This is a genomic window from Pseudonocardia sp. ICBG162 (assembly GCF_020496225.1).
GTDB lineage: Bacteria > Actinomycetota > Actinomycetes > Mycobacteriales > Pseudonocardiaceae > Pseudonocardia > Pseudonocardia alni.
Map to the genome: position 1 here is coordinate 2,219,688 of NZ_JAHLJD010000013.1, position 15,555 is coordinate 2,235,242.

Genomic DNA, 15,555 nt, shown 5'->3' on the forward strand with positions numbered 1-15,555 from the left:
TCGTCCACCCGGTCCAGCCTAGGGCAGCTTCCAGTCGACGGGTTCCCCGCCGATCTCCTCCAGCAGGTCGTTGGCCCGGCTGAAGGGCCGCGACCCGAAGAAGCCGCGGTCGGCCGACATCGGCGACGGGTGGGCCGACTCGATCGTCGGCACGTCCTCCAGCAGCGGAGCGAGGTTGCGGGCGTCGCGGCCCCAGAGGATCGCGACCATCGGCTCGGCGTCGCGGGCCACCAGGGCGCGGATCGCCTGCTCGGTGACCTCCTCCCAGCCCTTGTTGCGGTGCGAGGCCGGCTCCCCGGGGGCGACGGTCAGGCACCGGTTGAGCAGCAGCACGCCCTGCTCGGTCCACGGGGTCAGGTCACCCGAGGTGGGCGCCGGGTGCCCGAGGTCCTCGGCGTACTCGCGGAAGATGTTCTGCAGCGAGCGCGGGAGCGGGCGGGTCTCGGGGGCGACGGAGAACGACAGCCCGACCGCGTGCCCCGGGGTCGGGTACGGGTCCTGCCCGACGAGCAGCACCCGGACCTCGTCGAAGGGCTGCTGGAACGCGCGCAGCACGTTCGCCCCGGCGGGCAGGTAACGACGGCCCGCGGCGATCTCGGCGCGCAGGAACTCGCCCATCGCGGTGATCGTCTCGGCGACCGGCTCCAGGGCCTGGGCCCACCCGGCCTCGACGACCTCGTTCAGCGGCTTGGCCATCAGCCCTCCAGCCGGCGCAGCTGCGACGCGAAGCGGCGGCCCCGGTCGACGTAGGACTCCACGGCGTGCCGCCAGCGGTCGGCGGGCACCTCGTAGCCGTCGCGGACACGGGCGGGCACGCCCAGCGCCATCCGGTAGGCGGGCACGTCGGCCTTCGGGGAGACGACCGCGCCGGCGGCGACGATCGCGCCCTCGCCGATCGTCGAGCCGTTCAGCACCACCGAGCCCGACGAGATGAGCGCCCGGTTGCCGATGGTGGCGGCCTCGATGTGCACGTTGTGCCCGACGGTCACCTCGTCCCCGATGATCGTCGGCTGCTCCAGGGTGGTGTGGATGATCGACCCGTCCTGGATGCTGCTGCGGGCACCGACCTCGATCCGGCCGTCGTCGCCGCGCAGCACCGCGGTGGGCCAGACCGTGGACTCCGGGCCCAGCGTCACGTTGCCGATCACGACGGCGTCCGGATGGACGTAGGCGGTCGGGTGGATGTCCGGTTCGGCGTCACCGAGCGCGTACAGAGGCACACCGCGAGGGTACGAAGCGCCCGCGGGCCGCCACGCCGGGGGCCCACCCACCCGCGGAGACGTGCGCGGCGCAACCGATCGGGGTGACCGGAAAGCTCGGTGTGGAAACCCCGTCGAACGGGTAGAAGCTCCCGAGTCATGATCAGGGTGCGCGGCACCCCCGGCCCCCTGGACGGAGGCGCTGCCCGGTGATCCCCCTGGTCACCCTGGGCGGGGCGGTCGCGCTGGCGCTGCTCGCCCCGGTGCTCGCCCGGCTGCTCGGCCGCAACGCGGGCTACCCGCTGGCCGCGGGTCTCGCCGCACTGGCCGTGTACGCGAACACCGCCGCCGGCGACGTCGTCCGCGGGGAGGTCCTCACCGCGGGCGTGTCCTGGATGCCGTCGCTGGGCATCTCCTTCGGCCTGCGGATGGACGGCCTGTCGCTGCTGTTCGTGACGATCGTGCTGGGCGTGGGCGCGCTGGTGATGGCCTACTGCCCGCGCTACCTGGAGGCGTACTACCCGATCGGCACGGTCTACGGCCTGCTCGCCGGGTTCGCCGCCGCGATGATCGGCCTGGTCACCGCGAACGACCTGGTGCTGCTCTACGTCTTCTGGGAGCTCACCACCGTCCTGTCGTTCCTGCTGGTCAACACGGCCGGGCCGGCGGCGGCGCTGCCCGCGGGCCGCGCGCTCGTCGTGACGGCGATGGGCGGGTTCGCGCTGCTCGGCGCGGTGGTGATGATCGGCGTCGCGGCCGGGAGCACCAGCCTCGACGTGGTCCTCGCCGACCCGGGCGCGGTGCTGCGAAGCCCCCTGGCCCTGCCCGCGGGGGCGCTGCTGATCCTGGCCGCGGCGACGAAGTCCGCGCAGCTGCCGTTCACGTTCTGGCTGCCCGGGGCGATGGTCGCGATGACCCCGATCAGCGCCTACCTGCACGCCGCGACGATGGTGAAGGCCGGCATCTACCTGCTGATGCGCTTCACCCCGGTCTACGTGCCGTCGGTGGCCTGGTCGGCGGTGCTCGTCCCGCTCGGGCTGGCGACGGCCGTCGTCGGCGCGGTGCTGGCGCTGCGCGAACACGATCTGAAGGCGGTGCTCGCCCACTCCACGGTGAGTCAGCTGGGCCTGCTCACCGCCGCGATCGGCGTCGGCACGTCCTACGCGCTGTCCGCGGCGGTGCTGCACACCTTCGCCCACGCCCTGTTCAAGGCGACGCTGTTCATGCTGGTCGGGATCATCGACAAGGAGGCGGGCAGCCGCGACGTGCGCGAGCTCGGCGGCCTGCGGAAGGTCATGCCGGTCACCGCGGTGCTGACCGGGGTCGCCGCGCTGTCGATGGCGGGGGTGCCGCCGCTGCTCGGGTTCGTGTCCAAGGAGAACCTCTACGAGGGCTTCCTGGAGGCCGACTTCGCGCCCGGCGCCGGGCCGGTGGCCGCCGCGGTCGCGGTCGTGGCGTCGGCGCTGACCTTCGCCTACTCCGCCCGGATCGTGCACGGCGCGTTCGGCGGCAGGCTCAGCCAGCCCGGCCTGTACGAGCCGTCGTGGGCGTTCCTGGCCCCGGCCGCCGTCGCTGCGCTGCTCGGGCTGGTCCTCGGGCCCGCCGTGCGGGTGCTCAACCCGCTGACCGACCGGGCCGCCCGCGACCTGGACCCGGGTTCGGAGCCGGTGACGTTCGTTCTTTGGCCCGGCTTCGGCACCGCGCTGGTGCTGTCGGTGCTCACCATCGCCGGCGGCTACGCGCTGTTCCACTGGCGCGACCGGGTCGACCGGGCGCTGGAGCGGCTCCCGGTCCCCGACGGCGCCGCGGTCTTCGACCAGATCCGGGCCGGGGTGCTCGCCCTCGGCGCCCGGGTGGGGCGCCCCGACACCGACCCCTCCCCCGCCGCCGTCCTGGCCCGCCCGGTGCTGGCGCTGCCGGTGCTCGCCGTCGCCGCCGGGGTGGCCCTGCCCGCGCTGCCGCCGTTCCCCGGGCCGGTCACCCGGCCGCTGGACTGGGTGGTCGTCGTGCTCGTGCTGGCCACCGTCGCCGGGGCCGTGACGACCCGCTCGGTCACCGCGGCGCTGGCGCTGACCGGCTTCGGCGGGCTGGCGACGGCGCTGTGGCTGCTGCTCGCCGGCGCCCCGGACGTCGCGATGACGCTGCTGCTGGTCGAGGTGCTGACCACCGTCGTCGCGGTGCTGGTGCTGCGCGGGCGCGGGGTCCGGCTGCACCGCCCGGCGCGGTGGCGGCGCGCCCCGGCCGCGGTGGCCGCGCTGGCCGCGGGCCTGTCGCTGGGGGCGGCCACCTACGTGCTGACCGGGCGCCGCGAGCCGTCGCCGGTCGGCGGGTACCTGCTGGACACCGCGGAGGCCGCCACCGGCGGGACGAACGTGGTCAACACGATCCTCGTCGACTTCCGCGGCATGGACACCTTCGGTGAGGCCGTCGTCGTCGGGGCGGCGGCGCTGGGGCTGCTGGTGCTGATCCGGCGCGGTGAGGCCGGTGCGGAGGGCAGCACGCGGCAGCGGGTGGCCACCGACGGCCCGGCCGACACGATCGTCATGCGGGTCGCCAGCCGCGTGCTGGCCCCGCTGATGCTCGTGATGTCGCTGTTCCTGCTCTGGCGCGGCCACGACGAGCCCGGCGGCGGGTTCATCTCCTCGCTGGTCGGGGGCGTCGCGGTCGTGTTCCTGCGCCTCGCCCACCGCGGCGACGCGTGGGCGCTGCGCCTGCGGCCCGAGCCGCTGGTCGGGTCCGGGCTCCTGCTGAGCCTGCTCACCGGGATCGCGGTGTACCCGCTGGGACTGCCGTTCCTGACCCCGGTGTACCTGCCGGGCGGGGTGCTGTTGTCGTCGTTCGTGTTCGACCTGGGGATCTACCTGATGGTGGTGGGGCTGATCGTGGCCGCGACCGACCGGATCGGCGGGCGCGCCCGCACCGGCTCCCTGCTGGGGAGCTCCGAGTGACGGCCGCGGTCGTCGTCGCCGTGCTCGTCGCGGGCGGGGTGTACCTGGTCCTGCAGCGCGAGCTGCTGCGCACGGTGCTCGGGTTCGTGCTGCTCGGGCACGGCGTGAACGTCCTGATCATCTCCGCGGGCGGGATGGCGACCCGTGAGCCCGCGCTGCTGGGGCAGCAGGACCGGGCGCAGATGGCCGACCCGCTGCCGCAGGCGTTCGTGCTGACCGCGATCGTGATCGCCTTCGCGATCACGGTGTACCTGCTGGCCCTGCTCAAGGCCGGCGACGAGGACGAGGGCGGGGACCCCCGGTGACCGGCCTCGAGGCGCTCGTCGTCGCGCCGATCCTGGTCCCGCTCGCCGCGGCGGGCCTGCTGGTCCTGCTCACCGCGCGCCCACCGGGCGGGGGCGGGCCGTTCCTGCTGCCGATGACGGCGCGGCGGGGCGTCGCGTTCACCGCGCTCGCCGCGTCGACGGCGGTGTCCGCGGTCCTGCTGGCCGCCACCGCGGACGGCGCGGTGATCGTGCAGCGGCTCGGGAACTGGCCGGCCGGCATCGCGATCCCGCTGGCCGCCGACGCGTTCGGCACGATCATGCTGACCGTCACCGGGGTGCTGGGGATCGCCTGCCTGGCCTTCGCCGCGGTCACCGGCTCCGACACCGACCGGGCGTTCCTGCCGCAGTCGCTGCTGCTGCTGCTCGCCGGGGTGCACGGCGCCTACCTCACCGCGGACCTGTTCAGCCTGTTCGTGTTCGTCGAGGTCATGCTCGTCCCCAGCTACGTGCTCATCGCGACCGGCCGGGGCCCGGAGCGGATCGCGGCGTCGCGGCTGTACCTGACGGTGAACCTGCTGGCCTCGACGGTGTTCCTCGCCGGGCTCGGCCTGGTCTACGGCGTCGCCGGGACCGTGCAGCTCGGCGACCTCGCCGGGCGCGCCGTGACCGACCCGGCGCTGGCCGCGACGACCGCGGTGATCCTGCTGGCGCTGTCGGTGAAGGCCGCGCTGGTGCCGCTGCACAACTGGCTGCCGCGGGCCTACACCGCCGCACCGGCCGCGGTCACCGTGCTGTTCTCCGGGCTGCTGACCAAGGTCGGCGTGTACGCGCTGTTCCGCATCTACGCCGTGATCTACGACGGCGACCCGCGCTTCCTGCCGATCGTGCTGGTGGCGGCGCTGCTGACGATGGTCGTCGGGGTGCTCGGCGCGGTCGGCGCCGGCGGGATGCGCCAGATCCTGACCTTCCACATGGTCAGCCAGATCGGCTACATCGTGCTCGGCCTGGCGATCTCCACCCCGGCCGGGCTGGCCGCGGCGATCTACTTCCTGGTGCAGTACGTGCTGGTCAAGGCGGCGCTGCTGATGGTCGCCGGTGCCGTCGAGCAGTACGTCGGCACCGACACGCTGTCCCGGCTCGGCGGGCTCGCCGCCCGCAACCCGGCGACCGCGGTCGCGTTCGCGGTGTCGGCGCTGAGCCTGGCCGGGATCCCGCCGCTGTCCGGGTTCGTCGCGAAGCTCGCCCTGGTGCTCGGCGCGGTCGACGCGGGCATGGTCACCGCCGCGCTCGTCGCGGTCGGGGTCAGCGTGTTCACCCTGCTGTCGATGCTCAAGATCTGGAACGGCGCGTTCTGGGGCGGCGACGCCCCCGAGCCGGACCCCGGTGGCGGTGCGGGCACCGTGGTCGCACTGCGGGTCCCGGTCCGCGCGGTGGTCCCGGCGCTGGCGCTGGGGGCGCTGTCGCTGCTGCTCGGGCTGTGGGCGGAGCCGCTGCTGGCGCTCTCGTCGGTCGCCGGGCAGGGTCTCGCCGACACCGCCGCCTACGTCGGGGCGGTGGGGGCGCCGTGACGACCCGCCGACGCGCACCCGGCCGCGGTGGCCGCCCGCGCGCCGCGGTGGGGTTCCTGCTGTGGTTCACCGGCGAGTTCTTCCGCGCCAACGCCGTCGTGCTCCGCGAGGTCCTCACCCCCGGGCACGGCATCGACCCGGCGGTGGTCCGGGTCCGGCTGCGGTCGCGGAGCATGGTCGAGATCGCGTCGATCATGAGCCTGCTCAGCCTCACCCCCGGCACCCTCGCCCTGAACCTGACCACCGGCTCGCGCAGCCCGGAGCTGCTCGTGCACGGCATGCACGCCTCGGACCCGGAGCAGCTGCGGGCGAGCGTGCACGAGATGGAGGACCGGTTGCTGGCGTTCCTGCGCCGCCCCGCCCCGGGCGCGGTCGACCGCGATCCGGAGGAGACCCCGTGAGCACCCTGTTGCTGGACGCCGGGATCGTCGTGCTGGCGCTCGGCCTGCTCGTCGCGGTCGGGCGGGTCCTGGCCGGGCCCACCGACGCCGACCGCGGGCTGGCCGTCGACTACGGCTTCGTGGTCGTCGTCGGGCTGATCGCGTTGCTGGCGCTGCGGCTGGGGTCCACCGCGATGCTGGACCTCGTCGTCGTCGCGACGCTGGTCGGGTTCCTGACCACGGTCGCCGTGGCCCGGCTGATCTGGGCGGAGAAGGGGGCGAAGCGGTGAGCGTGCTCGTCGGCGGACCGGTGCAGAACGCGATCGGCGGGATCGTGCTCGGCGCCGGGGTGCTCCTGGTCGCCGCGGGCGCGGTCGGCATGGTGCGCCTGCCCGACGTCTACAACCGCACGAACGCCGTCACCAAGGCCGCCGGGCTCGGGATCGTCGCGATCCTCGTCGGGGTCGCGATCCTGGTGCCCGAGCCCGGGGTGCTGCTGACCCTCGGCGTCGCCGTGGCGCTGCAGCTGTTCACGATCCCGATCGCCAGCTTCGCGATCGGGCACGCCGCCTACCGCTCCGGTGCCCCCTCGACCTCGTCGACGCTGCGCGAGGACGACCCCGGCTCCGCGGACTCCCGGGGCGACGGGGGCTGAACCGTCCGCACCTCCCGGGCGCGCGCGTCGGCGTCGATGTCCTCCCCCAGGTCGTCGACGACGAGCGCGTCCCGGTCGATCGCGCCGCTGCGGTAGGCCGAGCGCCCGACCACCTGCGAGATGACCGGCGCCGTCAGCACCTGGAACAGCACGACCAGGATCAGCGTCGAGGAGTTCTCGAACTCCAGGTTCACCGCGACGCCCAGCAGGATCAGCAGCAGCCCCAGGGTCTGCGGCTTGGTGGTGGCCTGCAGCCGGGCGGGCAGGTCCGGCAGCCGGACCAGCCCGAGCGCGCCGAGCAGGCAGGACAGCCCGCCGGCGAGCATCAGCGCGGCGGAGACCACGTCGAGCACGTCGTGCACGCCCATCAGCGGTGCCGCTCCCATCGTTCGACCAGACGGGCCGCCGTCGCCGAGCCGACCAGCGCGATCAGCGCGACCGCGGCCAGCAGCGGGATGTTCGACCCGTCGGAGTAGATCGCCGCGTACACCGCGGCCGCGGCCACGATCAGCACGACGAACACGTCCAGGGCCGCGATGCGGTCCAGCGTGGTGGGGCCCTTCAGCAGCCGCCACATCGTCAGCGCCGCCGCGGCGGTCAACATGATCAGTACCAGCGTGTGGACGACGGTCACCGGTCGTTCCTCCCCGCGTCCTCGGCGGTGACCGCGGCGACGGCGGCGGCGCACCGGTCCCGGTCCTCCTGGCTGCCGACGGCGTCGATCACCCGCATCTGCAGCCGCATCATGTCCCGGCGGAGCCGTTCGACGGCGCCGGGCCGGTGCAGGCCGAGTGCGTAGACGTACCAGCGGTGCCGGGCCCGGTCGATCTGCAGCGTGAAGCTGCCCGGGGACAGCGCGCAGGCCGCGACGATCGTCGTCGCGGTGCGGTCCGAGCCGGTGCACAGCGGCAGCCCGACGATCCCGGACCGGGCGCGCGGCCCGTGCCGCAGCGTCACCATGCTGACCCGGATCCCGGAGACGACCAGGTCCGAGGCCAGGAACGCCAGCAGCCGCAGCAGCTTCCACGGGCGGAACGGGAGCCGCTCGGGCAGCAGCGGCAGCGGGAAGATCGCCGTCACCGCGGCGCCGACGAGCAGCCCGCCGACGACCGCGGCCGGGGACACGCTCCCCCACAGCAGCACCCAGACCAGCGCCAGCGCGAGCACCTGCGGGATCCGCCGGCGCACGCTCCCGCCGCGGGCGGAGCCGCCCATCGGCTCGGCGACGGTGTCGGGGACCGGCGGGGGCACCCGGGCGGGGGTGCGGTCGGTCTCGGGTGTCTCGCCCGCCTCGGCCGCGCCCATCTCGCGGTCGCGGACGGCCTCCGGGGAGGTCTCGGCGTCGTCGAGTTCGCGCGGGTCCGGTCCGTCGGCCGTGCCCGCGCCACCGCGGCTCGGGGTCTGCTCGCTCACGGGGTCACCTCCGGGGTCTCGCCGGCCGCGGTCCGCACGGTCGCGTTCCCGTCGACGCCGCCGGACCGTCCGCTGGCGCTGATGGTCCCATCGCTGCCGGGGTCGGCGCCCGGCCCGAGGACGGCGTCGGTGTAGCCGGTCCGGTCGTGCAGGTCCACCCCGGCCCGGGCGGTCACCCCGGACAGCGGGCCGGCGAACAGCGCGATCGCGACGCTGACCACGACCAGCGCGGACGCGCCGACGTACATGCCGCGGGCGCTGCGTGCGGTCCCGACGACGAGCTCGTCGTTCGGGTCGTCGTCAGCGAGGGGCTCCTTGGGGGCGCCCCAGAACACCCGCACCCAGACCCGGGCCACGGCGTAGAGGGTCAGCAGGCTCGCCAGCACGACGACGGCGGCGACCAGCTCCCCGGCGAGGCCCGCGCCCGCACCGGCCTGCAGCAGCGCGAGCTTCGCGACGAACCCCGAGGTCGGGGGCAGCCCGGCCAGGGTGATCGCGGGGATCGCGAACAGCACGGCCAGGTGGGGCGCCTGCTGGGCCAGCCCACCCATCTGGGAGATCGACACCGTCCCGGTCCGGCGGGTGATGAGCCCGCTGACCAGGAACAGCGTCGCCTGCACCGTGATGTGGTGGACGACGTAGAGCCCGGTCCCGGCGATGCCGTCGGGGGTGTGCAGGGCGAGCCCGAACACCATGAACCCGATGTGGCTGACCAGCAGGAACGACAGCAACCGGTTGAGGTCGTCCTGCGCGACGGCGCCCAGCGCGCCCACCACCATCGTCACCGCGGCGATCACCAGCAGCAGCGTCGACGGGCTGTCCTGCGGGAACACCAGCGTCTGGGTGCGCAGCAGCGCGTAGATGCCGACCTTGGTGAGCAGGCCCGCGAACAGCGCGGTGACCGGGGCGGGGGCGTTCGGGTAGCTGTCGGGCAGCCAGAAGTGCAGCGGCACGATCGCCGCCTTGATGCCGAACACCACGATGAGCACCAGGGCGAGCACCGCGCGCAGGCCCTCCGGCAGCGCGCCCATCCGCCCGGCGAGGTCGGCCAGGTTGACCGTGCCGGTGGCGGCGTAGACGAGCCCGACCGCGGTGAGGAACAGCAGCGACGAGGTCAGCGACACGATCACGTAGGTCATGCCGGACCGGATCCGCGACGCCGACGTCCGCCGGGTGATGAGCACGTAGCTCGACGCCAGCATGATCTCGAACGCGACGAACAGGGTGAACAGGTCGCCGGTCAGGTAGGCCAGCGACACACCCGTCGACAGCAGCAGGAAGATCGGGTGGAAAGTGGTGCTGGCGGTCTCCCGGCCGTAGTCGGAGATCCGCTGGTCGATCGCGTAGACCAGCACCGCCAGCGTCACCACCGACGAGATGAGCAGCAGCAGCGCCGACATCCGGTCGGCGACGAGCACGATGCCCATCGGGGCGGGCCAGCCGCCGAGCTCGGCGACGACCGGCCCGTAGGTGTCCGCGGCCACCAGCAGCACCGCGCCGACGACGCACACCAGCGCCAGGGTCACCACGCCGATGACCCGCTGGGCCGAGGCGCGGCGGCTGACGACGACGCTGGTCGCGGCGCCCAGCATGGGCAGCAGCACCGGCAGCGTGACCAGGGCCTGCAGCGGGGTCACTTGCGGCCCTCCTCGAGCTCGTGGGAGTCGGCGGTGTCCTCGGGCTCGGCGTCGGTCTCGTCCGCGGTGCCCTCCTCCATCGCGCCCTTGGGCTTCTGCCGGTCGGCGATGCGGCGGTCCTCCACGTCGTCCTGCACCTCGTCGTGCCCGACGAGCACCCAGGAGCGGTAGCCCAGCGCCAGCAGCAGCGTGGTCAGGGCGAAGGTGATGACGATGGCGGTCAGCGCCAGCGCCTGCGGGAGCGGGTCGGCGATCTGCTCGGGCAGCACCGCGTCGAGGATCGGGGCGCGGCCGGGCGGGCCGCCGGAGACCTGCAGCAGCAGGTTCGCGCCGTGCCCGAGCACCACGATGCCGATCAGGATGCGCATCAGCGACCGCTGCATCAGCAGGTAGAACCCGACCGAGTACAGCACCGCGAGCACGATCGCCATGCTCAGGTTGATCGTGGTGTTCATCCGCGGCCACCTCCGCCCGGGACGTCCTCGCCGGCCTCGCGGGCGTCGCGAGCGATGCCGGAGCCGAGCGAGCGCAGCAGGTCGAGCACCACGCCGATGATCAGCAGGTAGACGCCGACGTCGAGCAGCAGGCTGCTCACGATGTCGAGGTAGCCGAACGGGCCGAAGGTGATCGTCCACTTGACCGAGGCGAGCACGGGGTCGCCCCAGGCCACCGGGGCCAGTGCGGTGAGCACCGCGACGATCAGCCCGGTGCCGACGAGCACGGGCGGGCGGATCCGGAACCGGGAGCCCAGGTTGTCGTCGCCGCCCGCGATGTGGCGCAGCACGAACGCGAGCCCGGCGACCAGGCCGCCGGAGAACCCGCCGCCGGGGCCGTAGTGGCCCTCCAGCAGCAGGAACACCGAGAACACCAGCACCACGGGGAACAGCAGCCGGGCCGCGGCCTCCAGCACGAGGGTCCGCTCGCGGACGTCCGGGCAGGTGCCGGGGAGCATCCACCGCCCGCTGGGCTGGTCCATCCGGGCCCAGCTCTCGGCGTCCCCCGGCGGGGGTGCGGGCTTCTCCTGCGAGGCCGTCATCCGAGCACCTCCTTCTCGTGCTTCGGCGATCCCGAGCCGCTGCGCACGACCTTGCCGCCCTTCCTCTTGTCGTAACGGGTCGCGAGCACCAGGCTCGCGGTGCCGGACGCACAGATCAGCAGCACGGTGATCTCACCGACCGTGTCGAGCGCGCGGAAGTCCACCAGGATCGCGCTGATCAGGTTGGTCGCGCCGGCCTCCGGCGCGCCGGCGATGAACGGCCCGGTGGTCGCCGGCGGCAGCGTGCGGGCCCCGGAGAGCACCACGGCCATCCCCGCGACGAGCAGGCCGCCGACCGCGGCGACCGCGGCCTTGGGGGCGCGGACGCGGCGCTCGCTGTCCGGCTCGTCGAAGTGGGCGGGCAGGCGTCGCAGCACGAAGACGAACGCCACCAGGGTGAGCGTCTCGACCAGGAACTGGGCGAGCGCCAGGTCGGGGGCACCGTCGATGACGAACAGGCCGCCGATGCCGTAGCCGACGGCGCCGACCAGCAGCACCGCGGTGAACCGGCGGTGCGCCAGGCACAGCGCGATCGCCGCGACGATCACCATCAGCCCGACCGGGACCTGCATGATCGAGTGGTAGGGCGCCTGGTCGGTCGGGAACGTGCCGGTCACGGCGAGGACCGGGCCGGGCAGCGCGATCAGCGTCGCGAGGATGCAGCCGAGGTAGACCGGCAGCGAGCCGATCTGCAGCCGGCCGGTGACCGTGATCGCCGAGCGCTCCAGCCCGGTCACGACGGCCTCGTACCCCCGCTGGGCGGACACGTGCGGCACCGAGAGGTGCCCGGTCAGGGTCTGCCCGTAGCGGTGCAGGAGGAGCCCGCCAGCCAGCGCGACGCCGGTGAACAGCAGCGGCAGCCCCGGGGTGTGCCACAGGGCCAGCTCGTAGCGGGCGGCGTAGGCGTCGCCGAGCGGAGGCAGCGACGCGGCGTAGGAGGCGGCGAGCTGCTGGACCAGCGGCGCGGCGAACCCGGCCGCGATCCCGGTCAGCGCGCACAGCCACGCCGGGCCGGACAGACCGAGCGGGACCGGGTCGCCGCCGGTGGGGTGCAGCCCCTTGGTGGAGAACGCGCCCCACAGGAACCGTGCGGTGTAGGCGACGGTCAGCAGCGAGCCCGCGACCAGGCCGATCGCCGCGATCCAGCCGCGGACGCCGCCCTCGAGCACGAACGCCTCGAAAGCGGCCTCCTTGCCGACGAAGCCGAGCATCGGCGGGAGCCCCGCCATCGACAGCCCGGCGAGCGTGGCGACGACGGCCAGCCCGCGCCGGCGGCGCCCGAGCCCGCACAGCTCCCGCAGGTCACGGGTGCCGCAGGCCTTGTCGATCGCCCCGACCACCATGAACAGGGGCGCCTTGAACAGGCCGTGCGCCAGCAGCATCGCGATGCCGGCGAGCCCGGCCACCCGCGAGCCGGACCCGAACAGCACCATGAGGAACCCGAGCTGGGAGACGGTGCCGAAGGCCAGCAGCCGCTTGAGGTCGGTCTGGCGCATCGCGCGCCAGCCGCCCAGCACCATCGTCGCGAGGCCGAGCACCATGACCGGCGCCCACCACACGGGGTGCACCGAGAACGCGGGCCCGAGCCGCGCGACGAGCACGACCCCGGCCTTCACCATCGAGGCCGCGTGCAGGTACGCCGAGATCGGCGTCGGGGCGGCCATCGCGTAGGGCAGCCAGGGGTGGAACGGCAGCTGCGCGGACTTGGTCAGCGCGCCCAGCAGGATCAGCACGAGCGACACCGACAGCGCGACCGGGCTGTCGGGGGCGAGCGTGCCGGAGGTCGCGGCCGCGGTGATCTCCGGGATCGAGTACGTGCCGGCCAGCTGGCCCAGCAGCACGATCCCCAGCAGCATCGCCAGCCCGCCGAACACGGTCACGACGAGCGCCTGGACCGCGGCGCGGCGGTTCTCCCGGTACTGGCCGCCCTGCCCGACGAGCAGGAACGACGTCAGCGACGTCAGCTCCCAGAACACGTAGAGGGTCAGCAGGTCGTCGGCCAGGACCAGGCCGAGCATCATCCCGGCGAAGGCGACCAGCAGCGCCGCGGAGCGGGCCGCGTCGGTGGAGCGCGGCCCGAAGTACCAGGCCGCGTAGATCATGATCAGCGCTCCGACGCCGGAGACGAGCACGATCATCGCGATCGCGAGCGCGTCCATCCGCAGGCTCAGCGTCAGCCCCAGCTCGGGCGCCCACTCGATGCGGTCGGTCACCCCGCCGGAGAGCGCGGTCGAGGCCTGCGTCATCGCCCACACGAGCGTGGCGGCGAGCAGGGCGGCGCCGGCGCCGAACGCCAGCCGCCGGTGGTACCGGGCGAGCGCGGGCAGGCACAGCGCCAGGACGAGATGGGCGGCCACGACGGCGAGCACCGACACCTCCTGGAGTCACGGGGTCGTTCGGACCAGCGGTTCCGCTCACGTCACGGCCGGACCCGGGGAGCGCCGGAAGAGGCCGCCGCACGATCACCGGAAGGGACGCGGCGACGACGCCGGGGTCATCCTATCGGCGCAACCGGACGTTTCGCCCGTGACCGTACCGAGGCTCACGCCGGGAGCGGTTTGGCGAAGCACCGGGAGCGGGGGTCGTTCCGGTACGCACCGAAGTTGCTGGTCCGACGGTATCCGCTGGTCTCGTACAGCGCGATCGCAGCGGGCTGGCCGTCACCCGTCTCGAGGATCATGCGACGACGCCCGGCGGCGGCCGCCGCACGCTCCAGCGCGACGAGCACCGCCCGGGCGTGTCCCCGCCCGCGGGCGGCGGGCTCGACGTACATCCGCTTCAGCTCGGCGTCGCCGTCGCGGCGCGCCGGGTCGGCCGGGTCGGCGTCGACGGCGCGCCACGCCCCGGTCGCGACGGGGACGCCGTCGTCGTAGCCGACCAGGAACAACCCGGACGGGGTCCGGAAGTCGGCCGGGTCGACGGGGGTGGCGTCGCCGTCGCCGTAGACCTCGCCGTAGAACGCCTGCAGCCGCCGCATCAGCGGCATCACGTCCGGATGGTCGAGCCCCGCCACCCGCAGTTCGAGTTCCCCCACGTCCTCATGATCGGTCCCAGGTGACCGGCAGCGCGCGCAGCCCTCCGGTGAGCACGTCCGAGCGCAGCTCCAGCTCGGTGCGCGGCACCGCCAGGCGCAGCGACGGGAACCGGGCGGGCAGCGCGCGGAACACCTCGGTCAGCTCGACCCGGGCCAGGCTCGCGCCCACGCAGAAGTACGGCCCGTGCCCGAACGCGAGGTGCGTCGGCTTGCGGTCGGCGTCGAACTCCGCGGCCCCGTCGAAGTGGCGCGGGTCCCGGTTCGCCGCGCCCGGGGCGAGCAGGATCGCGTCGCCCGCCGGGATGTGCACCCCTGCGATGTCGACGTCGGCGTGGGCGTAGCGCGGGATGCCGCCGTTGCCCCCGCTGGGCACGGCCAGCCGCAGGACCTCCTCGACCGCCCCCGCGGCGCGCTCCGGGTCCGCGGCGAGCGCCGCCCACTCCCCCGGGCGGTCCAGCAGCAGGACGGTGCCGGTGTCGATCCGCCCGACCGTGGTCTCGTGCCCGGCGAACAGCAGCCCGGCACCGAGACGGGCGAGGCCGTCGCGCTGTGCGGGCTCCGAGCCGAGCGCGGCGAAGTCGGACAGGACGTCCTCCCCCGGCTCGTCGTCCTTGCGGTCGATCAGGCCGCGGACGTAGGCGAACAGCGCCTGCGCGGCGGCCTCGGCACGGGGCCGGTCGTGGAGCAGCCCGAGTTCACCGGACCAGCGCCGGAACTCCTCGCGGTCGTCGTAGGGGACGCCGAGCAGCTCGCAGATGACCAGCACCGGCAGCGGGAAGGAGAACAGCTCGTGCAGGTCGGCGCCGGGACCGGCGGCCTCGACGACGTCGAGCTGCCGGGCCACCAGCTCCGCGACGTGCCCGGAGAGCCTGCGCATCCGGCGCGCGGAGAACGCGGGCGCGAGCAGCTTGCGCATGAGGGTGTGGTTCGCGCGCTCGGTCTCCGGTGAGTCGCCGCTCGGCCCGCCGAAGATCATCGAGTCGGAGATGCGCGCGGCCCGCTCCGGCTCGGGGTGGCTGCGGCCGAGCCGGTCGTCGGCGAACAGGGCGCGGGCCTCGTCGTAGCCGGTGACCAGCCACGCGACGTCGCCGGCCGGGGTCCGGACCGGGGTGATCGGGGACCGCTCCCGCAGCCGGGCGAACAGCGGCGGGAGCTCGAGGACGTCGTGGCGCGGGAACGGGAGGCGCGGCAGGTCCGTGGCGTCGGGACCGGTGGTGGTGGTCACCCGTCCGACGGTACGAGCGACGGCCGGTGGCCGCCTCCGTCCCGGGGTGGACATCGGGTCGATCCTCGGCCGGTGGCGTGATCCGCACCGCGCGCGGTGATCCGCCGTCCGAGCGTGCCCGGACGTGCGCGCGGAGCGGATCAGCGCGCGAACAGCGATCAACCGATCGTCGGCGCACGTGAGACGGGTGGCCG

Annotated in this window: 17 protein-coding genes; 6 read left to right on the forward strand and 11 right to left on the reverse strand. The window is 74.3% G+C overall.

The features are described from left to right. Positions 1-18: 18 nt before the first annotated feature. Positions 19-699 carry a uracil-DNA glycosylase gene (locus tag KPL60_RS13465; RefSeq protein WP_062400939.1) on the reverse strand — a complete coding sequence of 227 codons (681 nt, stop codon included), beginning with the start codon at positions 697-699 and terminating at the stop codon, positions 19-21. Next, complete coding sequence (locus tag KPL60_RS13470; protein WP_226355708.1) at positions 696-1,220, reverse strand: gamma carbonic anhydrase family protein; 525 nt, start codon at positions 1,218-1,220, stop codon at positions 696-698. Before KPL60_RS13470 ends, KPL60_RS13465 begins: the two co-directional genes overlap by 4 nt. 188 nt (positions 1,221-1,408) lie before the next feature. On the opposite strand from KPL60_RS13470, the gene mbhE (KPL60_RS13475) reads away from it, so the two are divergent. Genes mbhE (KPL60_RS13475) through mnhG (KPL60_RS13500) form a run of 6 tightly spaced genes read left to right on the forward strand, consistent with a single transcriptional unit; the run spans position 1,409 to position 7,016 of the window. After that, complete coding sequence (mbhE, locus tag KPL60_RS13475) at positions 1,409-4,147, forward strand: hydrogen gas-evolving membrane-bound hydrogenase subunit E (RefSeq protein WP_226366005.1); 2,739 nt, start codon at positions 1,409-1,411, stop codon at positions 4,145-4,147. Further along, on the forward strand, positions 4,144-4,452 hold the full coding sequence (locus tag KPL60_RS13480) for a sodium:proton antiporter (protein ID WP_062400935.1): 309 nt from the start codon (positions 4,144-4,146) through the stop codon (positions 4,450-4,452). Before mbhE (KPL60_RS13475) ends, KPL60_RS13480 begins: the two co-directional genes overlap by 4 nt. After that, complete coding sequence (locus KPL60_RS13485) at positions 4,449-5,981, forward strand: monovalent cation/H+ antiporter subunit D family protein (RefSeq protein WP_226366006.1); 1,533 nt, start codon at positions 4,449-4,451, stop codon at positions 5,979-5,981. The genes KPL60_RS13480 and KPL60_RS13485 overlap by 4 nt, the downstream gene beginning before the upstream one ends. Then, on the forward strand, positions 5,891-6,382 hold the full coding sequence (locus tag KPL60_RS13490) for a Na+/H+ antiporter subunit E (protein WP_226366007.1): 492 nt from the start codon (positions 5,891-5,893) through the stop codon (positions 6,380-6,382). Before KPL60_RS13485 ends, KPL60_RS13490 begins: the two co-directional genes overlap by 91 nt. Continuing rightward, positions 6,379-6,651, forward strand: a complete 273-nt coding sequence (locus KPL60_RS13495; protein WP_226355704.1) for a monovalent cation/H+ antiporter complex subunit F — start codon at positions 6,379-6,381, stop codon at positions 6,649-6,651. The genes KPL60_RS13490 and KPL60_RS13495 overlap by 4 nt, the downstream gene beginning before the upstream one ends. Further along, entirely contained in the window at positions 6,648-7,016 is a 369-nt protein-coding gene (gene mnhG / locus KPL60_RS13500) for a monovalent cation/H(+) antiporter subunit G (RefSeq protein ID WP_226355703.1), read from the forward strand. Before KPL60_RS13495 ends, mnhG (KPL60_RS13500) begins: the two co-directional genes overlap by 4 nt. Here the strand turns inward: mnhG (KPL60_RS13500) and mnhG (KPL60_RS13505) are convergent. The 9 genes from mnhG (KPL60_RS13505) to KPL60_RS13545 form a co-directional block, all read right to left on the reverse strand. Beyond that, entirely contained in the window at positions 6,932-7,402 is a 471-nt protein-coding gene (mnhG, locus tag KPL60_RS13505) for a monovalent cation/H(+) antiporter subunit G (RefSeq protein WP_308016740.1), read from the reverse strand. The genes mnhG (KPL60_RS13500) and mnhG (KPL60_RS13505) overlap by 85 nt on opposite strands. After that, positions 7,384-7,650 (reverse strand): monovalent cation/H+ antiporter complex subunit F, encoded by a 267-nt coding sequence (locus tag KPL60_RS13510; protein ID WP_062400930.1) that lies wholly within the window; start codon positions 7,648-7,650, stop codon positions 7,384-7,386. The genes mnhG (KPL60_RS13505) and KPL60_RS13510 overlap by 19 nt, the downstream gene beginning before the upstream one ends. Next, positions 7,647-8,429: a Na+/H+ antiporter subunit E gene (locus tag KPL60_RS13515; RefSeq protein ID WP_226355702.1), complete on the reverse strand. Its 783-nt coding sequence runs from the start codon at positions 8,427-8,429 to the stop codon at positions 7,647-7,649. Before KPL60_RS13515 ends, KPL60_RS13510 begins: the two co-directional genes overlap by 4 nt. Next, positions 8,426-10,057 (reverse strand): Na+/H+ antiporter subunit D, encoded by a 1,632-nt coding sequence (locus KPL60_RS13520; protein ID WP_226366081.1) that lies wholly within the window; start codon positions 10,055-10,057, stop codon positions 8,426-8,428. Before KPL60_RS13520 ends, KPL60_RS13515 begins: the two co-directional genes overlap by 4 nt. Positions 10,058-10,062: 5 nt before the next feature. Beyond that, a complete protein-coding gene (locus KPL60_RS13525) occupies positions 10,063-10,521 on the reverse strand; it encodes a Na(+)/H(+) antiporter subunit C (protein ID WP_020622059.1) in 459 nt (152 codons plus the stop codon). After that, positions 10,518-11,102, reverse strand: a complete 585-nt coding sequence (locus KPL60_RS13530) for an MnhB domain-containing protein (RefSeq protein ID WP_226355701.1) — start codon at positions 11,100-11,102, stop codon at positions 10,518-10,520. The genes KPL60_RS13525 and KPL60_RS13530 overlap by 4 nt, the downstream gene beginning before the upstream one ends. Continuing rightward, on the reverse strand, positions 11,099-13,471 hold the full coding sequence (gene mbhE / locus KPL60_RS13535) for a hydrogen gas-evolving membrane-bound hydrogenase subunit E (RefSeq protein WP_226355700.1): 2,373 nt from the start codon (positions 13,469-13,471) through the stop codon (positions 11,099-11,101). The genes KPL60_RS13530 and mbhE (KPL60_RS13535) overlap by 4 nt, the downstream gene beginning before the upstream one ends. A gap of 173 nt (positions 13,472-13,644) precedes the next feature. After that, positions 13,645-14,088: a GNAT family N-acetyltransferase gene (locus KPL60_RS13540; protein ID WP_226356674.1), complete on the reverse strand. Its 444-nt coding sequence runs from the start codon at positions 14,086-14,088 to the stop codon at positions 13,645-13,647. Positions 14,089-14,140: 52 nt separating this feature from the next. Further along, entirely contained in the window at positions 14,141-15,361 is a 1,221-nt protein-coding gene (locus KPL60_RS13545; RefSeq protein WP_226355699.1) for a cytochrome P450, read from the reverse strand. Positions 15,362-15,555: the final 194 nt, after the last annotated feature.

Coding starts and splice junctions, on each gene's coding strand:
- mnhG (WP_308016740.1), bottom strand. CDS start 7,402: ATGGGAGCGGCACCGCTGATGGGCGTGCACGACGTGCTCGACGTGGTC.
- KPL60_RS13525 (WP_020622059.1), bottom strand. CDS start 10,521: ATGAACACCACGATCAACCTGAGCATGGCGATCGTGCTCGCGGTGCTG.
- KPL60_RS13530 (WP_226355701.1), bottom strand. CDS start 11,102: ATGACGGCCTCGCAGGAGAAGCCCGCACCCCCGCCGGGGGACGCCGAG.
- KPL60_RS13540 (WP_226356674.1), bottom strand. CDS start 14,088: ATGCCGCTGATGCGGCGGCTGCAGGCGTTCTACGGCGAGGTCTACGGC.